Here is a 21150-nt window from a genome sequence, read left to right as displayed (position 1 = left end):
ACCCCAAAGTGCCTGACTACCGGATTAGTGAGTGAGCCATGAGCCTCGACACCTCGCAGTGGAACCCCTACGACCGCAACTGCCCCAGCAGGCGACTGCTGGACCGCATCGGCGACCGCTGGACCGTGCTGATCATTGGAGCGCTGTCCGACGGGCCGCATCGGTTCAAGACGATCACCGAGCGCGTGGACGGCATCTCCCAGAAGATGCTCACCCAGACCCTGCGCGGGCTGGAGCGCGACGGTCTGGTCAAGCGCACTGTCTACCCGGTGGTGCCCCCACGCGTGGAGTACGAACTCACCGCGGCGGGACGCTCCCTGTGTAAGCCGCTGGCCGCCCTTGAGGAGTGGGCCAAGGAGCACATGAGCGGCGTGCTCGCGGCTCGCGAAACCTACGACGCGACGACCGTCGGAGCAGACGCGTGAGCGCCACCGAGTTGACCCAACAGCAAGTGGACCGCGCTGTCGTGGACCTGCTCGACCACCTCGCGCCCGAGGCTGCTGCAAAGACCGTCGGCGCGACAGCGCGTCAGCGAAAGGTCGCGCTGGCCGACGTGTTGACCGTGCGGCCGCCGGACCCGTTGCCCGACGACCTCGCGAGGCTCCTTGATGGCGTGTTGGCGTGGGAGAACGCCCAACGCCCGGTCACCGACACCGCCAACTTGCCGCGCTTGCGTTTGGCGGGTGTCGGGTCGCGGATGTCGCTGTGGCAGGGCGACATCACCGCCCTTCGTGCCGATGCGATCGTCAACGCTGCCAACAACCGGATGCTCGGCTGCTTCGCCCCGGGCCATGCGTGTATCGACAACGCGATCCATGCCGTCGCCGGACCCCGGCTACGCGAGGAATGCGCCGCCCACATGGCCGCGCAGGGTCACCTCGAACCCACCGGTGCCGCCACCCTCACGGGCGGCTACCACCTGCCAGCCCGGCACGTACTGCACACCGTCGGCCCCATCGTGGCGGGTGGTGAACCATCCGCTGCCGACGCCGAAGCCCTCGCCTCGTGCTACCGCTCCTGCCTCGACGCCGCCGACAGCCACGGCGACATCGCCTCGGTGGCGTTCTGCTCCATTTCGACCGGCGTCTTCGGCTACCCCATCGAAGCCGCCACCGTCGTCGCCGTCGACACCGTGACCCGGTGGCTCACCGCGCACCCAGAGTCCGAGATGCAGGTCATCTTCAACACCTTCTCCGACCACCACGCCGCCATCTACCGCACCACCCTTGACGGCCGACTCCCGTGACCCACACCTCCCACACCCACGCCCATCATCACGACTCGGTGCGCGGATCGCAGAACCTGGACGCCGCGGCCGCCGCGCTCGCGGACGCCGAGCGCGTCTTCATCGGCGCCGGGGCCGGACTGTCGGCTGCAGCCGGGTACGACTACACCGACCGCGACCGATTCGCCGACCTGTTCCCGTGGCTCAAGAAGGCCGGGTTCAACGCCCGCTACGAACTCATCGGCTATCCCCTCCCTCCGCGCCACCAATGGGGCTTCTGGGCCGTCCACGTCCGCGACATCCGCCTCGGCGACGAACCGTCGGCGATCTATCAGCAACTCCGAGCCGCGGTCGGCGAACGTGACCACTTCGTCATGTCCTCCAACGTCGACGGCCTGTTCGCCCGCAACGGCTTCGACCCCGACCGGGTCTTCACCCCGCAAGGCGACTACGCCCTCTACCAGTGCCACACCCCGTGTACCCGCGAGGTGTGGGACGCCCGCCCCATACTGGAACGCGCCTACGCCACCCTCGACCCGCAGACCGGGCAGATCGACGAAGACGCCGTACCCACCTGCCCCGACTGCGGCGGCGAGGTGTACCTCAACGTCAACGCCGGACGCTTCTACATCGCCGACCACTTCGCCCCAACCGGGCGAGACCTGCAGGCTTGGCTGCGCAACGCCCAGGGCACCTCCGCCAAGGTCGCCGTCCTCGACATCGGCTCCGGCTACAACACCCCCGGCGTCATCCGCTGGCCCACCGAGCAGATCACCCGCGCGCTGCCCAACGCCACCCTCATCCGCATCAACCGCGACCATCCCGACGTGCCAGCCGACCTCACTGACCGTGCGTTCTCTCTCTCCGGAGACGCACAGGCCGCCATCGGCCACCTCACCCGTACCAACCACTGACCTACAAGCAACCCACGAGCCTGAAGGACGGCCATGACAGACCTCGGCACCAGCGCCACCGCCCCACTGGACAGGAACAAGGAGAACGTGAAGGCCTTCTACGACCTCATGTTCAACCAGAACCGACCCGCCGAAGCCATCGAGAACTACGCCGGGGACGACTACATCCAGCACAACCCCCACGTCGGCGACGGCAAGCAGGCGTTCATCGACTACTTCAACCGCATGGCAGCCGAGTACCCCGGCAAGCACGTCGAGTTCGTCCGCGCCTTCGCCGAAGGCAACCACGTCATCCTTCACTGCCACCAGACCTGGCCCGGCGACCTCGAATACGCAGGCATCGACATCTTCCGCCTCGACGACAACGGCAAGGTCGTCGAACACTGGGACGTGCTCCAACCCCTACCCGAGCACCCCAACAACCCCAACGGGATGTTCTGATGTCCGAGCCCAGCCAACTGCCTTGCCTCTGCGAGTGGACCCGCGAACCCGGTCGCACCTGGCGCCAGAATGCCTGGACGGGCCTCAAGGCTCGCATCCACCGCTGGAGGCACAACGCAAACCGCTCATAGGAGGATCCCGCCGAGACTGAGCGTCACTTGCGATGCCGTCCGCAGATCGGCAGATCCGCGCGCAGCGGGACACATGTGCCTATCCGAGCGAGTCCTTGACCGAGATCGACGGCGGAAACTCGCTACGACCGCGAGTACCCCGCGGAGGCTGCGGCAGCGGTACTTGCGCGCGGGCCACCCTTCGCACTGATCCCGAAGGCGGCCTACGCTGGGGCAGTCAACATCGATGGCACGGTCGGCGAGAACGTGACCGCCCGATCGGCCGGGCTAGCGGTCGAGCGCTCACTGAGAACCGTCCAAGCCGACTGTGAGGTGCGCGAAGTGGAACCGTTCGCGTGGGCCGCGGCCTGTATGGTCCTGTTCGCCATCTTCGGCATCGGCCGTCGCTCATACAAGAAGCCCCGCCACCTGCCCCCGCGCGGCCTTGCCATGCTCCCCATGTTCCTCAGCCTGCTGAGCGTGCCGTACATGGCGGTCTGGGGCCACATGACCTACGGGATGGGGGGACTAGCGGCTGGTTTCGTTGCCGCGATGGCGATGTTCGTGCGTATCGGGGCATGGGCAGAGGGCGACTGACCCCCACCACAGGCGCAGGCACGAGACGCTGCCCCTACGGGGTTGTGCTGGCGACGTGCAACGAAGCAGCCGAGCCTCATTGACGACATCGCCCATCCAACTCATGCACGCGTCGTAAGTTTCGCGCCAGTTCCTCCACCCGTGTCACCACTCCACGGTACGCCCGCTCGGAGGCGCAGTGCATTGACACTTTCGTCTTGCACGATGGGCTTGTGGAGCGGACCGCAACGACGACGTGGGAGCGGCTCGTCGAATGCGTCCGGACCTTGCCCGAACCTTTCACCGCGGCAGAGGTCATCTCGTGGTTCGACCGGCATTACCCCGGCAGCAACCCCCGCACGATCCGCGCCCATGTTCGCGGCGCCTGCTCGAACGTCGGGAATCGCGAGCAGTTCACCCCCAAGACGCCGTTCCTGACCAAGATTGCGCACGGAACGTTCCGACGCGCCACGCAACGTGAAATCACGGACTACCTCGCCGGGGCGCCGACACCGGCAGGCGGCGCGGCGTCCAGCGGCACCAGCGTCGCTGCCGCCCGCGCCGGAGGACAGCAAGGCGATTGGCACACCGAAGCGAACACTCAGAGCCTCGTCGTCAGACACTTACGCGCCAGCGGCTGGACCATCACCCGAACCGCGAACACGGCGACCAAGGAACCAGGCGTAGACGTTGTTGCCGAACGAGGACCCGAGCGGATCGGCATCGAGGTGAAGGGCTACCCCACCCGCGGCACTTACGCCGACCCCCGCCGCGCAGGAGAAACAAAGAAGACCAACCCCGCCACCCAAGCCCGGCACTGGTACTCACAAGCCGTTCTTGCCGCCATGCGGTTGCGCACCCACGAGCCCGACTGGCACTCCGTCATCGCCCTTCCGGACTTCCCCACCTACCGCCGACTTTGGGCGGACACCCGTACCTCGCTCGACGCCGCCCGAATTCGCATGTGGTTCGTCAGCGAAGACGGCGCCGTGAAGGAGAACCCGTGACGCCTCTCACCACCACGGCCCGGTCGGCTCGCTCCAAGGTCCCCCTCACTAAGCGCCACCTGCGCCGACTCTCCGAGATCGCCACCCAAGACCACGAAGGCTTCTACGAACGGCACCCCGAGTACCGCGGACGCCTCATCGCAGTCGTCCTGGCGCAAGGCGCGGCCCTGCACTACCTCGACCGACGCAACGGGGTGAAGGACCTCGACGTGTGGTCATTCTTCGCACTACCCAGGGGCGCCCGACGGTTCCCCGAAGACAAGCGCACCAAACACGTCGACTTCGGTTCCTCGGACCTAGGCCGCCAACGCTACGCGATGGCGAACGCTCGCTCCGACCGAGAAGCAACCCGCTGGACCACATGGCATCGCGAACACCAGGGCCGCCGCGTCGACCTCATGATGCGCGGACTGCACTGCCGACCCGACGCTGAACCCGTCACAGTCATCCGCCACTGGCTCCAACACGCCAAACCCGGATCCTCGCCCGACTATCTCAGCCAGAAGGCCGTCATCCTCATCGACCCACCCGACCGGCGCGGAGAGACAGTCTGGGGTCTCGACGACAGGCGCTGAGGCACCCGAGTGGGGCCGACGGATCAGTGATTCGGGCCGAACCATCGCCGGAGACGTCGCATGAGCGAAGTACCAGAGTCATGGTCTGAAGGCGACTCGGCCGCAGAGATGACAAGAGTTCCGCGGGGCACCCGGTCGTATACCAGGTTCCACTCGGTCATGAGGCCAGCCCATGGCATCTCAATGGTGGCAATCAAGCGGTCGAGATACAGGTAGTGCGCGGGATAGCCGTCTACTGGAGACATCGAGTCGGCAACCTCGCGCACGCATTGCGAGATGTTGAAGTCAAGGCGTTCGAGGGGGCCATAGTGGTCCTGGTCGAGGCGCCACCGCCGACCATGCCCGCCGACCATGTACACGCCCACATGCCCCTCGCGGAGCATCTCTGTCAGCAACTCGTGGACGAGGGTCCCTGCAACAGGCACCACCAATTCGGAGTGGTACATGCGGCTCATGCTGCCAGAGGTGGAGGCGAAGAACCCGAACGACGTGGGTTCCGGCAACTAGAGCGACCCCGGCGACGCGTGAGCGGGCTTCGATCTGAAAGGTCGGCTGCTCCGCTGGAAAAGGCCGCTCCTACTGAGCGCCCGGAGTCGGGGCCCAAGACCGGGTGTTCTCTCTCGGCCTGGCTACTCGTCTGCCGGATTGGAGTAAGCGCAGATGCGACGTGACGTTATTCACCCGGCGCCAACCTGCCATGGAGGGCCGGGCTTACACCTTGTCGGCTAGCCACTCGAAGAAGTACCGGAGCGCGCGGTCGCCCACCCTGGCGCGTCAGGCGCGGGCCAGCCAATCGGTCCAGCGACGCTCGCCAACCCAGTCCTGGGCGAAGTCCGGATCGATGCCCCCGCTAACGCGGATGGCGGCGCGCACCTTGGCTGGGTCGTCGAGACACCTTCGGCTCACCCACATCGTGGTGATGTCCTTCGCATAGTCAGCCCCCATGCGGTACGAGCACATGAGCATCTGACCCTTCGGCTTCAGTCCCCGTGCTCGCCACAACACGTAGTCCGTGCCTTCGTACAGGCCGCCGTTGAGGACGACTCCGGCCCCGACCGCCCCCGGTTGACATCGAAGAACACCGAGACCCCGGCATCGCCATCGCGGCGCAGGCTCTGATGGCGCACCTTCACAACCACGCCTCGGTTTGTGTGGCGAACCACCGCGGACTCGACATCCGCGTAGTGCCGCATGTCCGCCACATCGTCAGCCACCCGTGCTGTCTCAGCCCCCGCCGGGTCCGGTCTAGTCGGGTGGGGTACAGGCGTGGATCTCAGTGCTCAGGACAGCGCCTGGCAGTTACTCTCCCCGAAACCAACGGGAGGCGGACCAATGCTTCGCAACTCTTCGCGACCGTTTACGGCGCTGCTCGCTGTCGCAGCACTCCTCGGCCTCATCCTGCAGTTGTCTGCGCCATCAGTGGTCGCAACGCCCGAGGGGCCATCGGGACCAGCCTCCGAGTCCGCACGTACGGCACCCTTCGGCGGGAAGGTCATCGCCGCCAGGACGCTTGGCCCCGAGGGCGGAGTCGTCAAGGCATCCAATGGCGTCAGCATTCGCGTGCCCACGGGCGTCATGCGCTTCCGTGGACGAGTTGAGATCGCTCACCTCGGCGACAAACTGTACGACTTCCACATCTACGCACGGTGGCGTGGTCGGGTGGCCATCCGCCTGCCGAAGGTGATGGGGCGCCCGCTCATCATGCATAACGTGGACGGACGGTGGAAGGCGGAGCGCGCGAAGTCTGACGGCCGTCGCTTCGCGGTAGCGCACGTCCGCCAACTCAGCACCTTCACCAACCTCGTGGGGTGCCTCAAAGCGTTGAAGAAGCCTTCGCCTGGTGTGGCCGTCACGGTGGCGAAGTGCTTGATCGGTTTGGGGATACGAAAGGTCCCAGAATGGATCGGCAAGCAGATCGTCGGGCTCTTCAACGAGTACGACGCCTGCGAACCGTTCACCCCCTCCAACTGGTCCATCGACCTTTTCGAGTTGCTCGGTGCCTGCACCTTGCATGCGCCTGAATGCGAGTACAGCGGCACGTGCGGAGTCAACGACCCACCAACCGCTACCCCGACGCCCACGCCTACCGTCCCACCGTCACCGCCGTCCTCACCAAACCCACCACCGCCGCCTACCTCGGGCAACCCACCATTCACGGGCGGCTACTTCATCGCCGATGCAGTCCTTGGCGGAACGTGGCCACGTACAGACCCATGGAACGGGACCTGGTACTCCCGCAGCAACCGACCACCCAACGCCGCCGACTACTGGTGGGCGAACGGGCTCGGTGTCGGCTTCTCGTGCGGCACCTACGCGGCGCCGTATGGGGTTCGATTCAGCAACGGAACCACCCAGACATGGAACACCTGGCTGCGCAGCACGGACACCTGGGGCGGACGTGTGATCGGCCTATGGGTCCCCTCAGCCGTCGCGCGCGATATCAACGTGAACGGGTTGCCACCCGGCATGCCACGGTGCTGAGGACCCGTACCACTCCCTCCATTACTGCGAACTCGGCAGCGCCAACGGGGCGTCGCACACCCGGTCCGTCCTCCGCACGCCTGGGCGCCAGGCGTCGAGGTCAACAGCGCGACGCCCGGCTTGGGAGGCGTGTCCTCGTGCCTCCACCGTCACTCCGTGTCGTCGGAGGCCTGCCACGGTGGTAGGAGCACCCGGACGCCATCCGACCGGAACCGCTCCGGGTCGTCACGGATGGCCAGCCAGTTCAGACGAGTGAACGGAGCCGGGGTGGCGGGGCAGCGTGTCTCCATCGAGACTCGCCCCCCTTGCAGGCGGGGCTTACAACACCGTCGCGTTTGTCACGACCGGAGCGGGCGGCGGCGGCACCCTTAACGTTGCCTGCCAAGACCGCCGGGTCCGCGCGGGAACAGTTCGTTGGAGATCCCTCATGGACCTCCGCCGTCGCCCGCGACGCTGCGAAGAGGAATCGCCAACCCTGAACATCGAACCGGGTCGGGCGGGAGCGAGCCGTCGAGCAGTCCTCAGTGCTCAGATTGTCGGTTCACCATTCTTGGTAACCGCGCGACGATGCGGTCCACGAGGTCCTCAGGGTCCGGTGCCTGAAACCCAAGACGATCCCACGTCCTCGCCCGCGCGAGCAGTACAGGGTAGAGGTGCTGGGCGACCTCCTCGGCCCACGCACGTACCTCTTCCCGGTTCACGCGCCTCACGGTACGCAGCGGCGCCGACAGACGCCCTGCCCGAGGGTGGTGTAGGAGACGTGACGGTGGCCCGAGCCGCTGCCTATCCGGTTCGGGCCACCCGGGTCGGCTCGGTGAGCCTGTCAACCGCTCAACGAATCAGTCGCTGCCGCGAGAGCCCTGCAACCGACCTCGCGGCCACTGCCGAGCGGCCGGTCCGCCTGTCACAACAGACCGGAACACTCAACGTCGACCATACGGCCCGTGATGATGACTGGGAAGCACAGTCGTCGCCCTCATCGTGGCGTGGCCGGTGTCGGATGAGACTCAGCGTCGACGGCCCGTGCCCTGCGAGCCCGCCTGCACCTCACCCGGGCGCCGGTCAGAGTCAGCGACGTAGTGCTTCCGATGCCCACCTCCAGAGCAACGGCACACCGACAGCGGCTTCAACCTGCGGGCCGCCCCGTACGTCATCCACTCGGATAGGTAACTGTCCACTAGGGCACTACCCGTGCCGTTCTTGGACAGGGCCTTCCGCACGGCCGCATCAGCACACGACCTGTCCTGATGCATCCGCTGCGACTTCACCTTGCCCGTCGCGACCACACGAGTCACCTGAACCCAGCCAGCCAACGGCTCATACGCCACCGCCGCATTATCTCACCGAAGCCAGTCGATCGACACCGGCTTGGCGACCGTCACCCCACCGGGAAGTGCGGCCCAGGCCGGGTCGGGGTGCACACGAACCCAGATCGGACCCAAACCTCCGGCTCGACACCCGCCCCCGACACGCGTTGGTGCGTCTTCCGGCCGTAGAGCCCGCAAGCACACAGACCCGCACCACTGTCTAAGTCCTTCTCAGCAGCCGAGAGCAACCCGGACACCGCCGAACTGTCACCCGTGCCGTCACCGGTCGCCCCGTAGCGCTCCGCCAGAGCCAACGCGCTCGAACAAGGTCGCGGCTGGTCACACGTGCGGCAACGAGTGGGTTCACTCGCCACGAACACTTTGCCCAGGACCACGTCTCGATGACGCTGCAGCAGGCCGTAATCGTCCTGCAACTGGTCGATTAGCGCGCGGTCGTCAGCAGTCCATTGCGTGACGTCGTCGGCCGCGGCACCATCCGAGGAAGACCGGAACGCACTCTCGCAATGGCCCGTTCGATCGCGTCATACAGGTTGGGATCCCCTGCCATCGATCACTCCGACAGGTTGGCGTACGTCTCGCCGTCGGGGTTTTTGGGAACACCGGTGTTGGCGAAGCGCTGCTTTCCGTCGTACGGACCAGTGCCAGGGCGCGCTTCTTCACGCTTCTTGCGCGGGTGTCCAGCGTGGTAGTGAATCCCGGTCGAGTGGTGGGGGTAGGCGTACCCGCACTCCCGTACCGGCTCGGGTGCGATCGCCGCCTTGGCCTTCCTGAACAATCCGAACACTTCGTTCGTCCTTCACTGATGTATGGGACACGGTGATGTGCAGCAAAGCACACCGTCCGGCTGTACGGGGTGCTTGCGTGCCGCCGACTCGCGCTCTACCCGCGGGAAAACCGTCAGCGCCCACGATGGAGGGTTGAGACCCGGGAAATGGCGGCCGATCCACTGGGAAACGCTCAATTGCACTCACACATCTGTGCAGGTCAGGACCACCAAACCGCAAAGGGTCGCCGCCCCCCAGCCGATCGGGCCGGTCCTCCGTGGGCCGGCCCGATCTGCGTCTGCTGGGGCCACGCTCGGGTTCGGGACGCACGCGGGGCTCACGCCGGGTCGGTGACGTCCGCCACCTGCGCGCCGAGGTGGCGTACGACGTCGTCGCCGGCGAGCGTCGCGGCCACGCCGTGGGCGCCGGCACCGAGGGAGACGACCGTGCCGGCGATCCGCTCGTCGGCGACGACCGGGAGGGCGCTCGCCGAGCCGAAGGGCGTGATGGTGCCGCGCTCGTAGCCGGTCACCGCGCGGGCCGCCTCGGCGTCCGGCAGGGAGATGCGGTTCACGCCGAGCAGCGCCCGCAGCTTCGGCCACGAGATCTGCCGGTCGCCGGGCACGAGCACGAAGAGGTGGTCGCCCTCGCCGCGACGCACGACCATCGTCTTGACGATCGCCGAGGGCTCCACCCCTCGTGCCGCGGCGGCCTCGGCGAGCGACCCGACCCGGCCGTGCCGGGTGACCGTGTGCGCGATGCCGCTGGCCGCGAGGGCGCGCAGGGCGGGGGTGTCGTCGTCCACGCTCCGAGGGTACGGCGGCGGCGCTCGGCTCAGGCGCCGTACGGCGTCAGCAGCTGGTCGACCGGGGCGAAGTCGTCGGTGAGGACCGGCGCGGCACCGGTCCAGGTGTCCAGCTCGTCGCCGGCCAGCGCTCCCCAGCCGAGCCCGCGTGCCGCCATGCGGTCGAGGATCGCGGCGACGTCCACCGGCGAGCGCGACGCCACCACCACGAGGTTGCCGCCGTCCTCGCCGGCCAGCACCCGCGGGTCGGCGAGGAGCGCGACCTCCCCGAACACCTCGGCCGTCGTGCGCACGTAGGCGCGGGCGAAGTGCAGCGGTCCGTGGTCGATGACGTTGGCGACGTAGAGGCCGTCGTCGTCCAGCGCGCGGCCCAGCCCGTCGAGCGCCTCCAGCGTCGCGAGGTGCCACGGCACGCTGACCCCGCCGAACGCGTCGCCGACCACCAGGTCGAGGCTCCGGGCACCGAGGCCGTCGATCGCGAGCCGGCCGTCCTCCACCCGCACGTCAGTACCGGCGGGGAAGTCGTCGCCGAGCAGCCGCTCGTCGGCGGCCACCACGCCGCCGTCGATCTCGGACACCGTGCTGGCCGACCCCGGGCGGGTCGCGGCGACGTACCTCGGCAGCGTCAGCCCGCCGGCGCCGAGGTGGTGGGCGCGGATCGGCTCGCCCGGGGGGTACGCCGTGTCGACGACCGACGCCATCGCCTGGACGTACTCGAACTCCAGGAAGGTCGGGTCCTCGCGGTCGACGTAGGAGTGGCGCAGGCCGTCGAGCACGAGGGTCCGCCCGGTCGGGCGGTCGGGATCGGCGTCGATGGCCAGGCAGTGGTACGTCGTCTCGGTGTCGCAGCCGCTCGGGGCGAGGTTCGCGCCCAGGCCGCCGAGCGCCACGACCGCCCCGAGCAGCAGGTCCCCGCGGCCGCGCCGGCCCGCCGCCTGGACGAGCACCGACGTCGCCAGCAGCAGCACGCCGAGCCCGACGAGGATCGCGCTGACCGGCACGCGGGAGATCAGCACGAATCCGGTGACCACCGTGCCGGCGATCGCCCCGACCGTCCCGATGCCGGACAGGCGGCCCACGACCGACCCGGTCTCGCGCAGGCTGGTGAGCCGCAGCTTGATGACCACCGGGCTCACCGCCGAGAGCAGCGCCCCCGGGACCAGGATGGACAGCGTCGCGGCGAGCATCAGCGCGCCGGGGCCCGTTGCGGCCGAGCCGCGGACCACGACGGGCGTCAGCGCGACCGCGGCCCCGGAGACGCCGAGCAGCGGCGCGAGCAGCGTGCGCGGCGCGACGCGGTCCGCCGTCCAGCCCCCGGCCCAGGTGCCGGCCGCGATGGCCGCCAGCGCGAGCCCGATGACCAGCGTGTTGGTCTCGAGTGTCAGGCCGAAGTACGGCGCCAGCAGCCGGAGCGCGGCCAGCTCGACGACGAGCACCGCGGCGGAGGACCCGAACACGAGAGCCGCTGCGGACCAGGCGCCCAGCCCGGCCGGCTCGCGCTCCGCGGCCACCGGCCGCTCCCCTGACATGCCGCAGATCCTCGCACCCCGCAGGAACAGGGCAGTTTTTGCACTGAGTGCAACAATCGACGTGTGCTGCCCCCTCCCGCCCCCGACGGCCGCAGCGCCGTGCGCGAGGAGCACGGCCGCGCGCTCGTCGACGCCGCACGTGCGCTCGCCAGCGAGCGGGGCGCGCGCGGCTTCACCATCGACCAGGTCGCCGCGCTCGCGGGCGTCTCGCGGCGCACCGTCTTCAACCACTTCGGGGGGATCGAGCAGCTCCTCGTCGCCGTGTGCGACCAGGTGCTCGCCGAGGCGACCGCCGACCTCCTCGCGGCGGTGGGCCGGCTGACCGGCGACCTCCCCACGGGCCCCGCCGGCGGGCGCGCCGCCCTGGACGCCCTCGTCGAGGCCACCCGGGAGGTGGACCTCGCCACGGCGATCGTCACGATCCACCGCGTCCTGGGCGCTCCTGCCGCCGGCGACGAGCGGGCGGCCGCCATCTCGCGGAGGGCGTTCGAGCACGTCGGTGGCCGCCTGCGCGGCCGGTTGCTCGACCGGGCACCGCACCTCGACCCGCTCGACCTCGAGCTGACGCTGACCCTGCTCACGAACGGCCTGACCCTCCTCGCGGGTCACTGGCTCGCGCAACACCCCGACCTGACCGCCGACGTCCCGGCCGTGGCCCGCGCGGACTGGGACCGGCTGGTCGACCGCCTGCTGCACCGGCTCCGCGTCGGGCACGCGGGCTGACCGCTCCGACGAAAGGCACGACTCCTCCATGGCCGAGCTCCTCTACCGCATCGGACGCTTCGCGGCGCGCCGGCACTGGACCGTCGTCGGCGCCTGGCTCGCCGTGCTGGCGGTCACCGCGGTCACGTACGTGTCGTTCGCGGGGGCGCTGTCGTCGTCGATCTCCCTCCCCGACACCCCCACGACGCGGGTCTCCGAGCGGCTCGAGCGCGACTTCGAGGGCACCGGCGGCGGCAACGGCTCGATCGTCGTCGAGACGACCGACGGCTCCCGCTTCACCGAGGAGCAGGAGGAGGCGCTGGTCGACCTCTTCGACCGGCTGGCGCAGGTCGAGGGGGTCGCCGACGTGAGCGACCCGTTCCGGACCCAGGACCAGGTGGATCAGTCGGCCGCGCGGGTGGCCGAGGGCCAGCAGCAGCTGAGCAAGGGCCTGCAGGAGCTCCGCGACGCCCAGGCACGCATCGACCTGGGTCGCGACGCCCTCGCGCAGCAGCGCGCGCAGGCGCGCGACGCCGGCACCCTGGTCGACGTACGCCGTCAGCTCGCCGCCGCGCAGCGGCAGCTCGACGAGGGGCAGGCAGAGCTCGACGGGCGCCGCGCCGAGGTGGAGGCGCAGGCTCCGCGGCTCGAGCAGGCGGCCGTCCTGGCCGGGCTCTCCTCGGGGTTCCGCACGGTCTCCGAGGACGGGTCGGCGGCCGTGGCCAACGTGGTCTTCTCCACGCCGACCAACGAGGTGAGCGAGGAGACGCGGGCCGACGTCGAGGCCCTGGTCGCCGACCCGGGCATCGACGGCGTGGAGCTGCACCCCTCGCAGGAGATCGCGCAGACCGTGCCCTCGATCCTCGGTCCGGGCGAGGTCGCCGGCGTCGTCATCGCCGCTGTCGTGCTGACCGTCATGCTGGGCACCCTGCTGGGAGCTGCGCTGCCGCTGCTGACCGCCCTGCTCGGCGTCGGCGTCGCCTCGCTGGCGTCGCTGTCGTTCTCCGGGCTCGTGGAGTTCGTCTCCGTCACGCCGGTGCTTGGTGTGATGCTCGGTCTCGCCGTCGGCATCGACTACTCGCTGTTCATCATCAACCGCCACCGCCGCCAGCTGAAGCGCGGCGCCGAGGTCCACGAGTCGATCGGGATCGCCAACGGCACGTCGGGCAACGCGGTCGTCTTCGCCGGCGTCACCGTCATCGTCGCGCTGCTGGCGCTCAACGTGACCGGCGTCGGGTTCCTCGGGCTGATGGGCACGGTCGGCGCCGTCGCGGTGCTCGTCGCGATCCTGATGGCCGTCACCCTCACGCCGGCCGTCCTGTCGCTGGTCGGCACGCGGATCCTGCGGCGGCGCGAGCGCGAGCGGCTGGCCGCCGGCGAGCTGGCGGACGACGACACGGCCGGCGAGCGCGACCGGCCGATGGGCACCGGCCGGGCCTGGGCCGTGCTGGCCGTCGGCGTCGTGGCGCTGCTCGCCGTCGCCGCCCCGGCCACGCAGATGCGGCTCGGGCTCCCCGACGGGTCCACGCAGCCGCCCGACTCCCCGGGCTACCTGGCCTACGAGGTGCAGGCCGAGAAGTTCGGTGACGGCTCCAACGGGCAGCTGCTCGTGGTCGCCGACCTGCCTGACGCCATCGGCCAGGACGCCGTCGTCGCCGAGCAGGCGGCGATCGCGGAGGGCATCGGCACGATGTGGTCCGTCGAGGCGGTGGTGCCCATCGGCGCCTCGCGGGACCGCACGGCGCTGGCCTTCCAGGTCATCCCGCACGGCGCGCCCTCCAGCGAGTCGACCCAGGAGCTCGTGCATGCCCTGCGCGAGATGACCCCGCAGACCACCGACGGCGGCCGGGCCACCCTGGGCGTCGCCGGCAACGCCAGCGCCAACATCGACATCTCCGAGCAGCTCTCCGACGTGCTGCCGACCTACCTCGTCCTGGTGGTCGGGCTCTCGCTGCTGATCCTGGTGCTCGTCTTCCGCTCGATCCTGGTGCCGCTGACCGCGACGCTCGGGTTCGTGCTGTCGCTGCTCGCGGCGTTCGGGGGCATCACGGCGATCTTCCAGCTCGGCTTCCTCGCCGACGCCCTCGGGGTGCACGAGCCCGGCCCCGTGCTCAGCTTCCTGCCGATCATCGCGACCGGGATCCTCTTCGGCCTCGCCATGGACTACCAGCTGTTCCTCGTCTCGGGGATGCGCGAGTCGTACGCCCACGGCGCGCCGGCGCGCGTCGCCGTCCAGCACGGGCTGCACGCGGGACGCGCCGTGGTCACCGCGGCGGCCATCATCATGATCTCGGTCTTCGCCGGCTTCGTCTTCTCCCACGACGCGACCATCAAGCCCATCGGCTTCGGCCTGGCCTTCGGGGTCCTGCTCGACGCCTTCGTGGTGCGGATGCTGCTGATCCCGGCGGCGATGCACCTCCTCGGCGAGGCGGCGTGGTGGCTGCCGCGCTGGCTGGACCGGCTGCTGCCGGACGTCGACGTCGAGGGAGCGGGTCTCGAGCGCAGCCACCCGGTGCACGGCCACGCCGACTGACGACACAATGTGCGGGTGAGCGACACCCGCACCGTGACCACCTGGCTGACCGACATGGACGGCGTCCTCGTGCGCGAGGAGGACCCGATCCCCGGCGCCAAGGAGTTCATCGCCGCGCTGCGCGCCCAGGAGGTCCCGTTCCTGGTGCTGACCAACAACTCGATCTTCACCCCGCGCGACCTGCGGGTCCGGCTGCTGCGCAGCAGCGGCATCGACGTGCCCGAGGAGTCGATCTGGACCTCGGCGCTCGCGACCGCGCAGTTCCTCGACGACCAGCGGCCCGGCGGGTCGGCGTACGTCGTCGGGGAGACCGGCCTCACCGCGGCCGTGCACGACATCGGCTACGTCATGACCGACCAGGACCCCGACTACGTCGTGCTCGGGGAGACCCGCACGTACTCGTTCGAGGCGATCACCCGGGCGATCCGCCTGATCAACGACGGCGCCAGGTTCATCGCCACCAACCCCGACCCCAGCGGCCCCAGCGCCCAGGGGATGCTGCCGGCGACCGGGTCGGTCGCCGCGCTGATCAGCACCGCGACCGGGCGTGCGCCGTACTTCATCGGCAAGCCCAACCCGCTGATGATGCGCAGCGCCCTCAACCGCCTCGAGGCGCACTCGGAGACGACGGTGATGATCGGCGACCGGATGGACACCGACATCATCAGCGGGCTCGAGGCCGGGATGCGCACGGTCCTGGTGGCCACCGGCGCGACCGAGCGGCACCAGGTGCAGGACTTCCCCTACCGGCCGACGCGCGTGGTCGACTCGATCGCCGACGTGCTGCCGTTCGTCAGCGAGGGCGTGCTCCCCGAGGAGGCCTGAGACGTCAGAGGATGAAGATCGCCACGATGACGACGGTCACGAGCAGCGAGACGAGCACGGAGCCGGCACAGCCGAGGCGGTTGCTGAAGAAGAGGAACACCCGCTCCCGTACCCACGGCGCCCGGCGCCATCCGCGCCGGGTCAGGCGGCCAGCGCGAGGCCCAGCACGATCCCGGCGAGCGCGCACGCGCCGAGCGTGCGGAGCACCGACCACTTCCGCCAGAAGACGAGGGCGCAGCCCAGGGCCGTGATGGCGAGGGAGGGCACGTCGAGGGAGCCGAGCACCGGGTACTCGAGGTCCAGCGGACCCGCCGCCAGCCGGGACGTGTCGTCGAAGAGGGTGTGCAGCGCGAAGAACAGCGCCAGGCTCGCGATCACGCCGACGACGGCCGCCGTGATGCCCGCGAGCGCGGCGGCGAGGCCGCGGTTGCCGCGCAGGCGCTCGACGTACGGCGCCCCGAGCAGGATGAAGAGGAAGCACGGGACGAACGTCACCCAGGTCGTCAGCAGCGCCGCCACCACGGCGGCGACCCACGGGTCGAGGTCGCCGGGGGCGCGATAGGCACCCACGAACGCGACGAACTGGACCACCATGATCAGCGGGCCGGGGGTCGTCTCGGCGAGCGCCAGGCCGCGCACCATCTCCCCGGGCGCCAGCCAGCCGTAGACCTCGACCGCCTGCTGCGCGACGTAGGCCAGCACGGCGTAGGCGCCGCCGAAGGTGACGAGCGCGGCACCGGAGAAGAACACGCCCTGGTCGACGAAGATGCTCGAGCGCCCGAACAGCAGAGCAGCGACCGCGACGGGCACGAACCACGCGAGAAGGCCCACGACGAGCGTGGTGGCCGCCCGGCGCCCCGACGGCCGCTCGGTGTGCAGCTGGTCGTCGCTGATGAGCGGCGGCGGGCCGGCGTCGGCGGCCACCTTCGGCGGCGCGGTCAACGTCGGGATGCGCCGGGCGAGCACCCAGCCGATGAGCGCGGCCGCGAGCACGACGGCCGGGAACGGGACGCCGAACGCGGTCAGCGCGACGAAGGAGGCGACGGCCAGCGCCACGAGGGCCGGGTGGCCCAGCCCCTTGCGGCCCACCCGGACCACCGCCTGCACCACGATGGCGATCACGGCGGGCGCCAGCCCCAGGAACAGGGACTCGACGAGGGTGGTGTCGCCGAAGGCGACGTAGACCCCGGAGAGCACCAGCAGCGCCACGACGCCCGGGAGGACGAAGAGGACGCCCGCGATCAGCGCGCCCCTCACGCCGTTGAGCAGCCACCCGACGTACGTCGCGAGCTGCTGCGCCTCCGGCCCGGGCAGCAGCGTGCAGTAGGAGAGGGCGAAGAGGAACCGCTGCTGCCCGATCCAGCGCTTCTCGTCGACGAGCATGCGCTGCATGACCGCGATCTGTCCGGCCGGCCCGCCGAAGGTCTGCAGCGAGATGGCGAACCAGGCGCGGGTCGCCTCGCGCAGGGGGATGACGTCGCGGGGGCGACGCGCGGGTCCGGCGGAGTCCGGGGCGGTCACGGGGCTCGACGGGCCGGTCGCTGGGTCCACGGGTGCATGGAACCGCCAGCAGCACCCGAAGTCAAGTCAGTCACTCGACTTACGGCTGCTCTGGCGCGAGTCCGTCAGACGGTGCTCTTGTTCTTGCCGGCGACCGACTCAGCGACGCCGATCAGCAGCACGGCGGCGATGACGGCCAGCACGAAGCCGATGACGTTGAGCTCCCAGATGCTGCCGGTGCCGAAGAACTGCGCGATCACGCCGCCGATCAGGGAGCCGACGAGGCCCAGGCCGAGCGTGGCGAGGATGCCGAGGTTCTGCTTGCCGGGCTTGATGAGCCGGGCCAGCGCTCCGATGATGAGGCCGGCGACGAGGAATCCGATCATGTCCTGCTCCTGTGGCTCGAGGGTCGGAGCGGGTGGGCTCCGTGCTGCGAGCATAGACATCGCCGTCCGGCTCGCTGGCCGCCGACCCCCGGCCCGGCTACCCCCGCCCGCTCACCAGGTCGCGGCGTGGCACTCCCGGGCGGGATTGGCCTCGACCTGCAGGGTCGCGTGGTCGATCCCGTGGCCCTCACGGAGCGCCGACTGCGCCGCGCCGAGGACGACCTGGGGGTCGGCACCCACGCAGACGACGAGGTGCGCGGTCGCGACGTCCATCCCCGACGTCAGCGTCCAGACGTGGAGGTCGTGCACCTCGGCGACCCCCGGAACGCGCTCGAGGTCGTCGACCACGGCGTCGAGATCGACGCCCCGCGGCGCGTGCTGGGCGAGCACGGCGAGCACCTCCCGGCCGAGCAGGAGCGCCCGCACCGCGACGAAGACCCCGATCGCCAGCGCGACGGCCGTGTCCCACCGGCCCGAGCCGGTGAGGGCGACGAGCAGGCCGGCCAGGAGCACCCCGATGCTGCCCACGGCGTCGGCGAGGACCTCGAGGTAGGCGCCCCTGACGTTGAGGGACTCGCGCGCGCCGCCGCGCAGCAGCACCAGGCACGCGAGGTTGACCACCAGTCCGAGCCCGCCCACCAGTAGCAGCGGGCCGGAGGCGACCTCGACGGCCCGGCCGGCGCGGTGGACGGCCTCGGCGACGACGTACGCCGACACGCCGAGCATGACGAGGACGGTCAGGCCGGAGGCGAGGACCTCGGCACGGTACGACCCGTAGGTCCGGCGGCCCGTGCCGTCGGGACGCGTCGCGATCGTCGTCGCGAGCAGCGCGGCGCCGAGGGCGACCACGTCGGCCGCCATGTGGCCCGCGTCGGAGACGAGCGCCAGCGAGCCCGTGGCAAGGCCGACGGCGAGCTCGACGCCGAAGAAGGCCGCGACGAGCGCGAACGCGACGGCCAGGCGCCAGCGGTGACGGCCGCCGGCGTGGTCGTGCCCGTGTCCGGCGCCCATGTCCCCTCCATCGTCGACGATCCGTGTCATCGCCGTACGACGATGCTAGCCGGTGGAGCCGGTGTCGTCCACCTTGCCGCCATCGCGCAGGATGTACCCGACTGCCGCCCCTACGCCCCAGGAGGACGCCCACCCCATGAGCCAGCCCGTCGCCGACGTGCCGCAGGAGCGTGGCCTCGCCATCGGCCTGGTCCTGGGTGGACTCGTCGGCCTCCTCGGGGCGGCCGTCCTGCTCGTCGAGCGCATCCGGCTGGCCGAGGACAGCAGCTACGTGCCCACCTGCAGCATCAACCCGGTGCTCAGCTGCGGCAACGTGATGGAGTCCGCACAGGCCGCCCTGCTCGGCTTCCCGAACCCGATCCTCGGCGTCGCCGGCTTCCCCGTCGTCGTCGCCACCGGCGCCGCCCTGCTCGCGGGTGCCCGCCTGGCCCGCTGGTACTGGCTCGGCCTGCAGGCGGGCGTGACCGCGGCGTTCGCCCTGATCTGCTGGCTGGTCTTCCAGAGCATCTACCGCATCGGCGCGCTGTGCCCGTACTGCATGGTCGTGTGGGTGGTGGTGATCCCGATGTTCGTCTACGTCACGGTGCGCAACCTCACGACCGGCGTGCTGGGCGACGCGGCCGCCGGGAGCCGCCTCGTCACCGGGCTGCGGGAGTGGCGGGCACCGCTGCTCTTCGGCGCCTACATGGTCGTCGTGCTGCTGGTGCTCGAGCGCTTCTGGTCCTACTGGTCGACGCTGGTCTGACCCGGCGGGTCAGCGGTGCCGCTCCTCGTAGTGGTGCCCGCCCTGCACGGTGGTCAGCGCCAGCAGGCGCTCGGCCGCCGCGACGACCGCCAGCGCCTCCTCGCGGTGGTTGAGCGACCACATCGAGGCCCGGCCCTCCGGGCGGGAGCTCACCAGGCCGCAGTCGCGGAGGCAGGCGAGGTGCTGCGAGACGGTGCTCTGCGCCAGGCCGAGGTGGGCGGTCAGGTCGACCACCCGGTGCTCGCCGAGGGCGAGGTGTCGCACGATGAGCAGCCGTGACGGGTCGGACAGCGCGTGGAACAGCGCCGCCTCGGCCGTCAGCCCCGTCGCGTCCGCTTCCATCGCCACACAACGATGCTAGGCCATGCGCGCGCCGGCGACGCGCGGTCGCCACCTACCCTGCCGACGTGGAGAGGCGACTGCTGGCGGACACCCGTCCCCTGGCCAACCCCCACTTCAAGCGGCTCTGGCTCGCGAACATCGTCACGGTGATCGGCGCCCAGCTCACCGTCGTGGCGGTGCCCGCGCAGATCTACGCGATGACCGGCTCGTCGGCGTACGTCGGCCTCACCGGGGTGTTCGGCCTCGTGCCGCTCGTGGTGTTCGGGCTGTGGGGCGGGGCGCTGGCCGACGCCTTCGACCGGCGCACGCTCCTGATGATCACCACCACCGGCCTCATCGCGACCAGCGCGTGCTTCTGGCTGCAGGCGGCGTTCGGCGGGGAGGACGTGTGGCTCCTGCTCGGGCTGTTCGCGGTGCAGCAGGCCTTCTTCGCCGTCAACCAGCCCACCCGCTCGGCGCTGCTGCCGCGGCTGCTGGACGACGACCTGCTCCCCGCCGCGAACTCGCTCAACACCACCGTCATGCAGGCCGGGGGCATCGCCGGCCCGCTCGTCGGCGGGGCGCTGATCCCGCTGATCGGCTACTCCTGGCTCTACCTGCTCGACACGATCACCCTCTTCGCGACCCTGGCCGCCGTCGTGCGGCTGCCGCCGATGCCGGTCGTCGGCGTCACCGTGGCGCCCGGCATCCGGGCCGTCGTCGACGGCTTCCGCTACCTCCGCACGCAACCGGTGCTGATGATGTCGTTCGTCGTCGACATCATCGCGATGGTCTTCGGGATGCCGCGCGCGCTGTTCCCCGAGATGGCGCACCTCGACTTCGGCGGGCCGAGCGAGGGCGGCCTCGCGTTCGCGCTGCTGTTCGCCGCGATCCCGGCGGGCGCCGTCGTCGGCGGCGTCCTGTCGGGATGGGTCTCGCACGTGGAGCGGCAGGGCCTGGCGGTGATCGTCGCGATCGTGGTGTGGGGTCTGGCGATGACGGGCTTCGGGGTCGCGGCGATGCTGGCCCCGCACGCGCCCGCGGCGATGCTCGGCGTCGCCGTCCTCATGCTCGCCGTCGGCGGTGCCGCCGACATGGCGTCCTCGGCGTTCCGCATGTCGATGCTGCAGTCCGCCGCGGCCGACGAGGTCCGGGGCCGGCTGCAGGGCATCTTCATCGTCGTGGTCGCCGGCGGGCCGCGGGTCGCCGACGTGGCCCACGGCGCGACCGCGGCCGCGACCGGAGCCGCCGTCGCGGCGGCGGGCGGCGGCGTGCTCGTCGTCGTCCTCACCGTGGTCGCCGCGCTGGCGGTGCCGGCGTTCGTGCGCTACCGCGTCACGACGCGCACCCGTCGGCTCGGGTAACGCCCCCG

22 protein-coding genes are annotated in these 21150 nt (G+C 70.3%); 13 read left to right on the top strand and 9 right to left on the bottom strand.

What is annotated here, in order from left to right; all coding sequences use genetic code 11:
- Positions 1-38 precede the first annotated feature (38 nt).
- From J3P38_RS08995 to J3P38_RS08965, 7 genes are all read left to right on the top strand, one after another.
- A complete protein-coding gene (locus J3P38_RS08995; RefSeq protein ID WP_210503333.1) occupies positions 39-425 on the top strand; it encodes a winged helix-turn-helix transcriptional regulator in 387 nt (128 codons plus the stop codon).
- On the top strand, positions 422-1246 hold the full coding sequence (locus J3P38_RS08990; protein ID WP_210503332.1) for a protein-ADP-ribose hydrolase: 825 nt from the start codon (positions 422-424) through the stop codon (positions 1244-1246). The genes J3P38_RS08995 and J3P38_RS08990 overlap by 4 nt, the downstream gene beginning before the upstream one ends.
- A complete protein-coding gene (locus tag J3P38_RS08985; protein ID WP_210503331.1) occupies positions 1243-2139 on the top strand; it encodes an SIR2 family NAD-dependent protein deacylase in 897 nt (298 codons plus the stop codon). The genes J3P38_RS08990 and J3P38_RS08985 overlap by 4 nt, the downstream gene beginning before the upstream one ends.
- Positions 2140-2172: 33 nt before the next feature.
- Complete coding sequence (locus J3P38_RS08980) at positions 2173-2580, top strand: nuclear transport factor 2 family protein (protein WP_210503330.1); 408 nt, start codon at positions 2173-2175, stop codon at positions 2578-2580.
- Between the two features lie 452 nt (positions 2581-3032).
- Complete coding sequence (locus J3P38_RS08975; protein WP_210503329.1) at positions 3033-3287, top strand: hypothetical protein; 255 nt, start codon at positions 3033-3035, stop codon at positions 3285-3287.
- Between the two features lie 212 nt (positions 3288-3499).
- A complete protein-coding gene (locus J3P38_RS08970) occupies positions 3500-4273 on the top strand; it encodes a DUF7669 domain-containing protein (RefSeq protein ID WP_210503328.1) in 774 nt (257 codons plus the stop codon).
- Positions 4270-4848, top strand: a complete 579-nt coding sequence (locus J3P38_RS08965; RefSeq protein ID WP_210503327.1) for a hypothetical protein — start codon at positions 4270-4272, stop codon at positions 4846-4848. The genes J3P38_RS08970 and J3P38_RS08965 overlap by 4 nt, the downstream gene beginning before the upstream one ends.
- 23 nt (positions 4849-4871) lie before the next feature.
- Here the strand turns inward: J3P38_RS08965 and J3P38_RS08960 are convergent, their stop codons facing one another.
- Both J3P38_RS08960 and J3P38_RS08955 read right to left on the bottom strand, forming a co-directional pair.
- Entirely contained in the window at positions 4872-5294 is a 423-nt protein-coding gene (locus J3P38_RS08960; protein WP_210503326.1) for a hypothetical protein, read from the bottom strand.
- Between the two features lie 328 nt (positions 5295-5622).
- Positions 5623-5808, bottom strand: a complete 186-nt coding sequence (locus tag J3P38_RS08955; protein WP_210503325.1) for a hypothetical protein — start codon at positions 5806-5808, stop codon at positions 5623-5625.
- Positions 5809-6180: 372 nt separating this feature from the next.
- On the opposite strand from J3P38_RS08955, the gene J3P38_RS08950 reads away from it, so the two are divergent.
- Positions 6181-7329 (top strand): hypothetical protein, encoded by a 1149-nt coding sequence (locus J3P38_RS08950; protein ID WP_210503324.1) that lies wholly within the window; start codon positions 6181-6183, stop codon positions 7327-7329.
- Positions 7330-9207: 1878 nt separating this feature from the next.
- On the opposite strand, the gene J3P38_RS08945 is transcribed toward J3P38_RS08950, so the two are convergent.
- The 3 genes from J3P38_RS08945 to J3P38_RS08935 form a co-directional block, all read right to left on the bottom strand.
- Entirely contained in the window at positions 9208-9441 is a 234-nt protein-coding gene (locus J3P38_RS08945; protein ID WP_210503323.1) for a hypothetical protein, read from the bottom strand.
- 317 nt (positions 9442-9758) lie between these two features.
- Positions 9759-10226, bottom strand: a complete 468-nt coding sequence (locus J3P38_RS08940; RefSeq protein WP_210439445.1) for an aminoacyl-tRNA deacylase — start codon at positions 10224-10226, stop codon at positions 9759-9761.
- A 29-nt stretch (positions 10227-10255) separates the two neighbouring features.
- Positions 10256-11755, bottom strand: a complete 1500-nt coding sequence (locus J3P38_RS08935) for a fused MFS/spermidine synthase (protein ID WP_210503322.1) — start codon at positions 11753-11755, stop codon at positions 10256-10258.
- Positions 11756-11818: 63 nt separating this feature from the next.
- On the opposite strand from J3P38_RS08935, the gene J3P38_RS08930 reads away from it, so the two are divergent.
- The 3 genes from J3P38_RS08930 to J3P38_RS08920 are packed head-to-tail and all read left to right on the top strand — an operon-like array spanning position 11819 to position 15815.
- Complete coding sequence (locus J3P38_RS08930) at positions 11819-12478, top strand: TetR/AcrR family transcriptional regulator (protein ID WP_210503321.1); 660 nt, start codon at positions 11819-11821, stop codon at positions 12476-12478.
- A gap of 28 nt (positions 12479-12506) precedes the next feature.
- Positions 12507-14990 (top strand): MMPL family transporter, encoded by a 2484-nt coding sequence (locus J3P38_RS08925; RefSeq protein WP_210503320.1) that lies wholly within the window; start codon positions 12507-12509, stop codon positions 14988-14990.
- A gap of 54 nt (positions 14991-15044) precedes the next feature.
- Positions 15045-15815 carry an HAD-IIA family hydrolase gene (locus tag J3P38_RS08920; protein ID WP_210440720.1) on the top strand — a complete coding sequence of 257 codons (771 nt, stop codon included), beginning with the start codon at positions 15045-15047 and terminating at the stop codon, positions 15813-15815.
- Between the two features lie 141 nt (positions 15816-15956).
- Here the strand turns inward: J3P38_RS08920 and chrA are convergent, their stop codons facing one another.
- The 3 genes from chrA to J3P38_RS08905 all read right to left on the bottom strand — a co-directional run bounded on the left by chrA (position 15957) and on the right by J3P38_RS08905 (position 18742).
- Positions 15957-17366 (bottom strand): chromate efflux transporter, encoded by a 1410-nt coding sequence (gene chrA, locus J3P38_RS08915; protein ID WP_307807821.1) that lies wholly within the window; start codon positions 17364-17366, stop codon positions 15957-15959.
- 74 nt (positions 17367-17440) lie between these two features.
- Positions 17441-17701 carry a GlsB/YeaQ/YmgE family stress response membrane protein gene (locus J3P38_RS08910; RefSeq protein WP_210439441.1) on the bottom strand — a complete coding sequence of 87 codons (261 nt, stop codon included), beginning with the start codon at positions 17699-17701 and terminating at the stop codon, positions 17441-17443.
- Positions 17702-17812: 111 nt separating this feature from the next.
- Positions 17813-18742 carry a cation diffusion facilitator family transporter gene (locus tag J3P38_RS08905; protein WP_374222610.1) on the bottom strand — a complete coding sequence of 310 codons (930 nt, stop codon included), beginning with the start codon at positions 18740-18742 and terminating at the stop codon, positions 17813-17815.
- Between the two features lie 106 nt (positions 18743-18848).
- On the opposite strand from J3P38_RS08905, the gene J3P38_RS08900 reads away from it, so the two are divergent.
- Complete coding sequence (locus J3P38_RS08900; RefSeq protein ID WP_210503319.1) at positions 18849-19457, top strand: vitamin K epoxide reductase family protein; 609 nt, start codon at positions 18849-18851, stop codon at positions 19455-19457.
- A gap of 9 nt (positions 19458-19466) precedes the next feature.
- Here the strand turns inward: J3P38_RS08900 and J3P38_RS08895 are convergent, their stop codons facing one another.
- Positions 19467-19799, bottom strand: a complete 333-nt coding sequence (locus J3P38_RS08895; protein ID WP_210440718.1) for an ArsR/SmtB family transcription factor — start codon at positions 19797-19799, stop codon at positions 19467-19469.
- A 65-nt stretch (positions 19800-19864) separates the two neighbouring features.
- Here J3P38_RS08895 and J3P38_RS08890 point away from each other — a divergent pair, with 65 nt between their 5' ends.
- On the top strand, positions 19865-21142 hold the full coding sequence (locus J3P38_RS08890; RefSeq protein ID WP_210503318.1) for an MFS transporter: 1278 nt from the start codon (positions 19865-19867) through the stop codon (positions 21140-21142).
- The last annotated feature ends 8 nt before the right edge of the window (positions 21143-21150 follow it).

The sequence above is a fragment of the Nocardioides xinjiangensis genome (genome assembly GCF_017916455.1).
In the GTDB taxonomy this organism is placed as follows: Bacteria; Actinomycetota; Actinomycetes; order Propionibacteriales; family Nocardioidaceae; genus Nocardioides; species Nocardioides xinjiangensis.
The sequence above is the reverse complement of the archived record's forward strand: the minus strand, read 5'-3'. Positions and strand labels throughout refer to the sequence as shown.

Coding starts and splice junctions, on each gene's coding strand:
- J3P38_RS08955 (WP_210503325.1), bottom strand. CDS start 5,808: ATGTGCTCGTACCGCATGGGGGCTGACTATGCGAAGGACATCACCACG.
- J3P38_RS08920 (WP_210440720.1), top strand. CDS start 15,045: ATGGACGGCGTCCTCGTGCGCGAGGAGGACCCGATCCCCGGCGCCAAG.
- J3P38_RS08980 (WP_210503330.1), top strand. CDS start 2,173: ATGACAGACCTCGGCACCAGCGCCACCGCCCCACTGGACAGGAACAAG.
- J3P38_RS08995 (WP_210503333.1), top strand. CDS start 39: ATGAGCCTCGACACCTCGCAGTGGAACCCCTACGACCGCAACTGCCCC.
- J3P38_RS08960 (WP_210503326.1), bottom strand. CDS start 5,294: ATGTACCACTCCGAATTGGTGGTGCCTGTTGCAGGGACCCTCGTCCAC.
- J3P38_RS08935 (WP_210503322.1), bottom strand. CDS start 11,755: ATGTCAGGGGAGCGGCCGGTGGCCGCGGAGCGCGAGCCGGCCGGGCTG.
- J3P38_RS08905 (WP_374222610.1), bottom strand. CDS start 18,742: ATGACACGGATCGTCGACGATGGAGGGGACATGGGCGCCGGACACGGG.
- J3P38_RS08950 (WP_210503324.1), top strand. CDS start 6,181: ATGCTTCGCAACTCTTCGCGACCGTTTACGGCGCTGCTCGCTGTCGCA.
- J3P38_RS08900 (WP_210503319.1), top strand. CDS start 18,849: ATGAGCCAGCCCGTCGCCGACGTGCCGCAGGAGCGTGGCCTCGCCATC.
- J3P38_RS08925 (WP_210503320.1), top strand. CDS start 12,507: ATGGCCGAGCTCCTCTACCGCATCGGACGCTTCGCGGCGCGCCGGCAC.
- J3P38_RS08895 (WP_210440718.1), bottom strand. CDS start 19,799: ATGGAAGCGGACGCGACGGGGCTGACGGCCGAGGCGGCGCTGTTCCAC.
- J3P38_RS08910 (WP_210439441.1), bottom strand. CDS start 17,701: ATGATCGGATTCCTCGTCGCCGGCCTCATCATCGGAGCGCTGGCCCGG.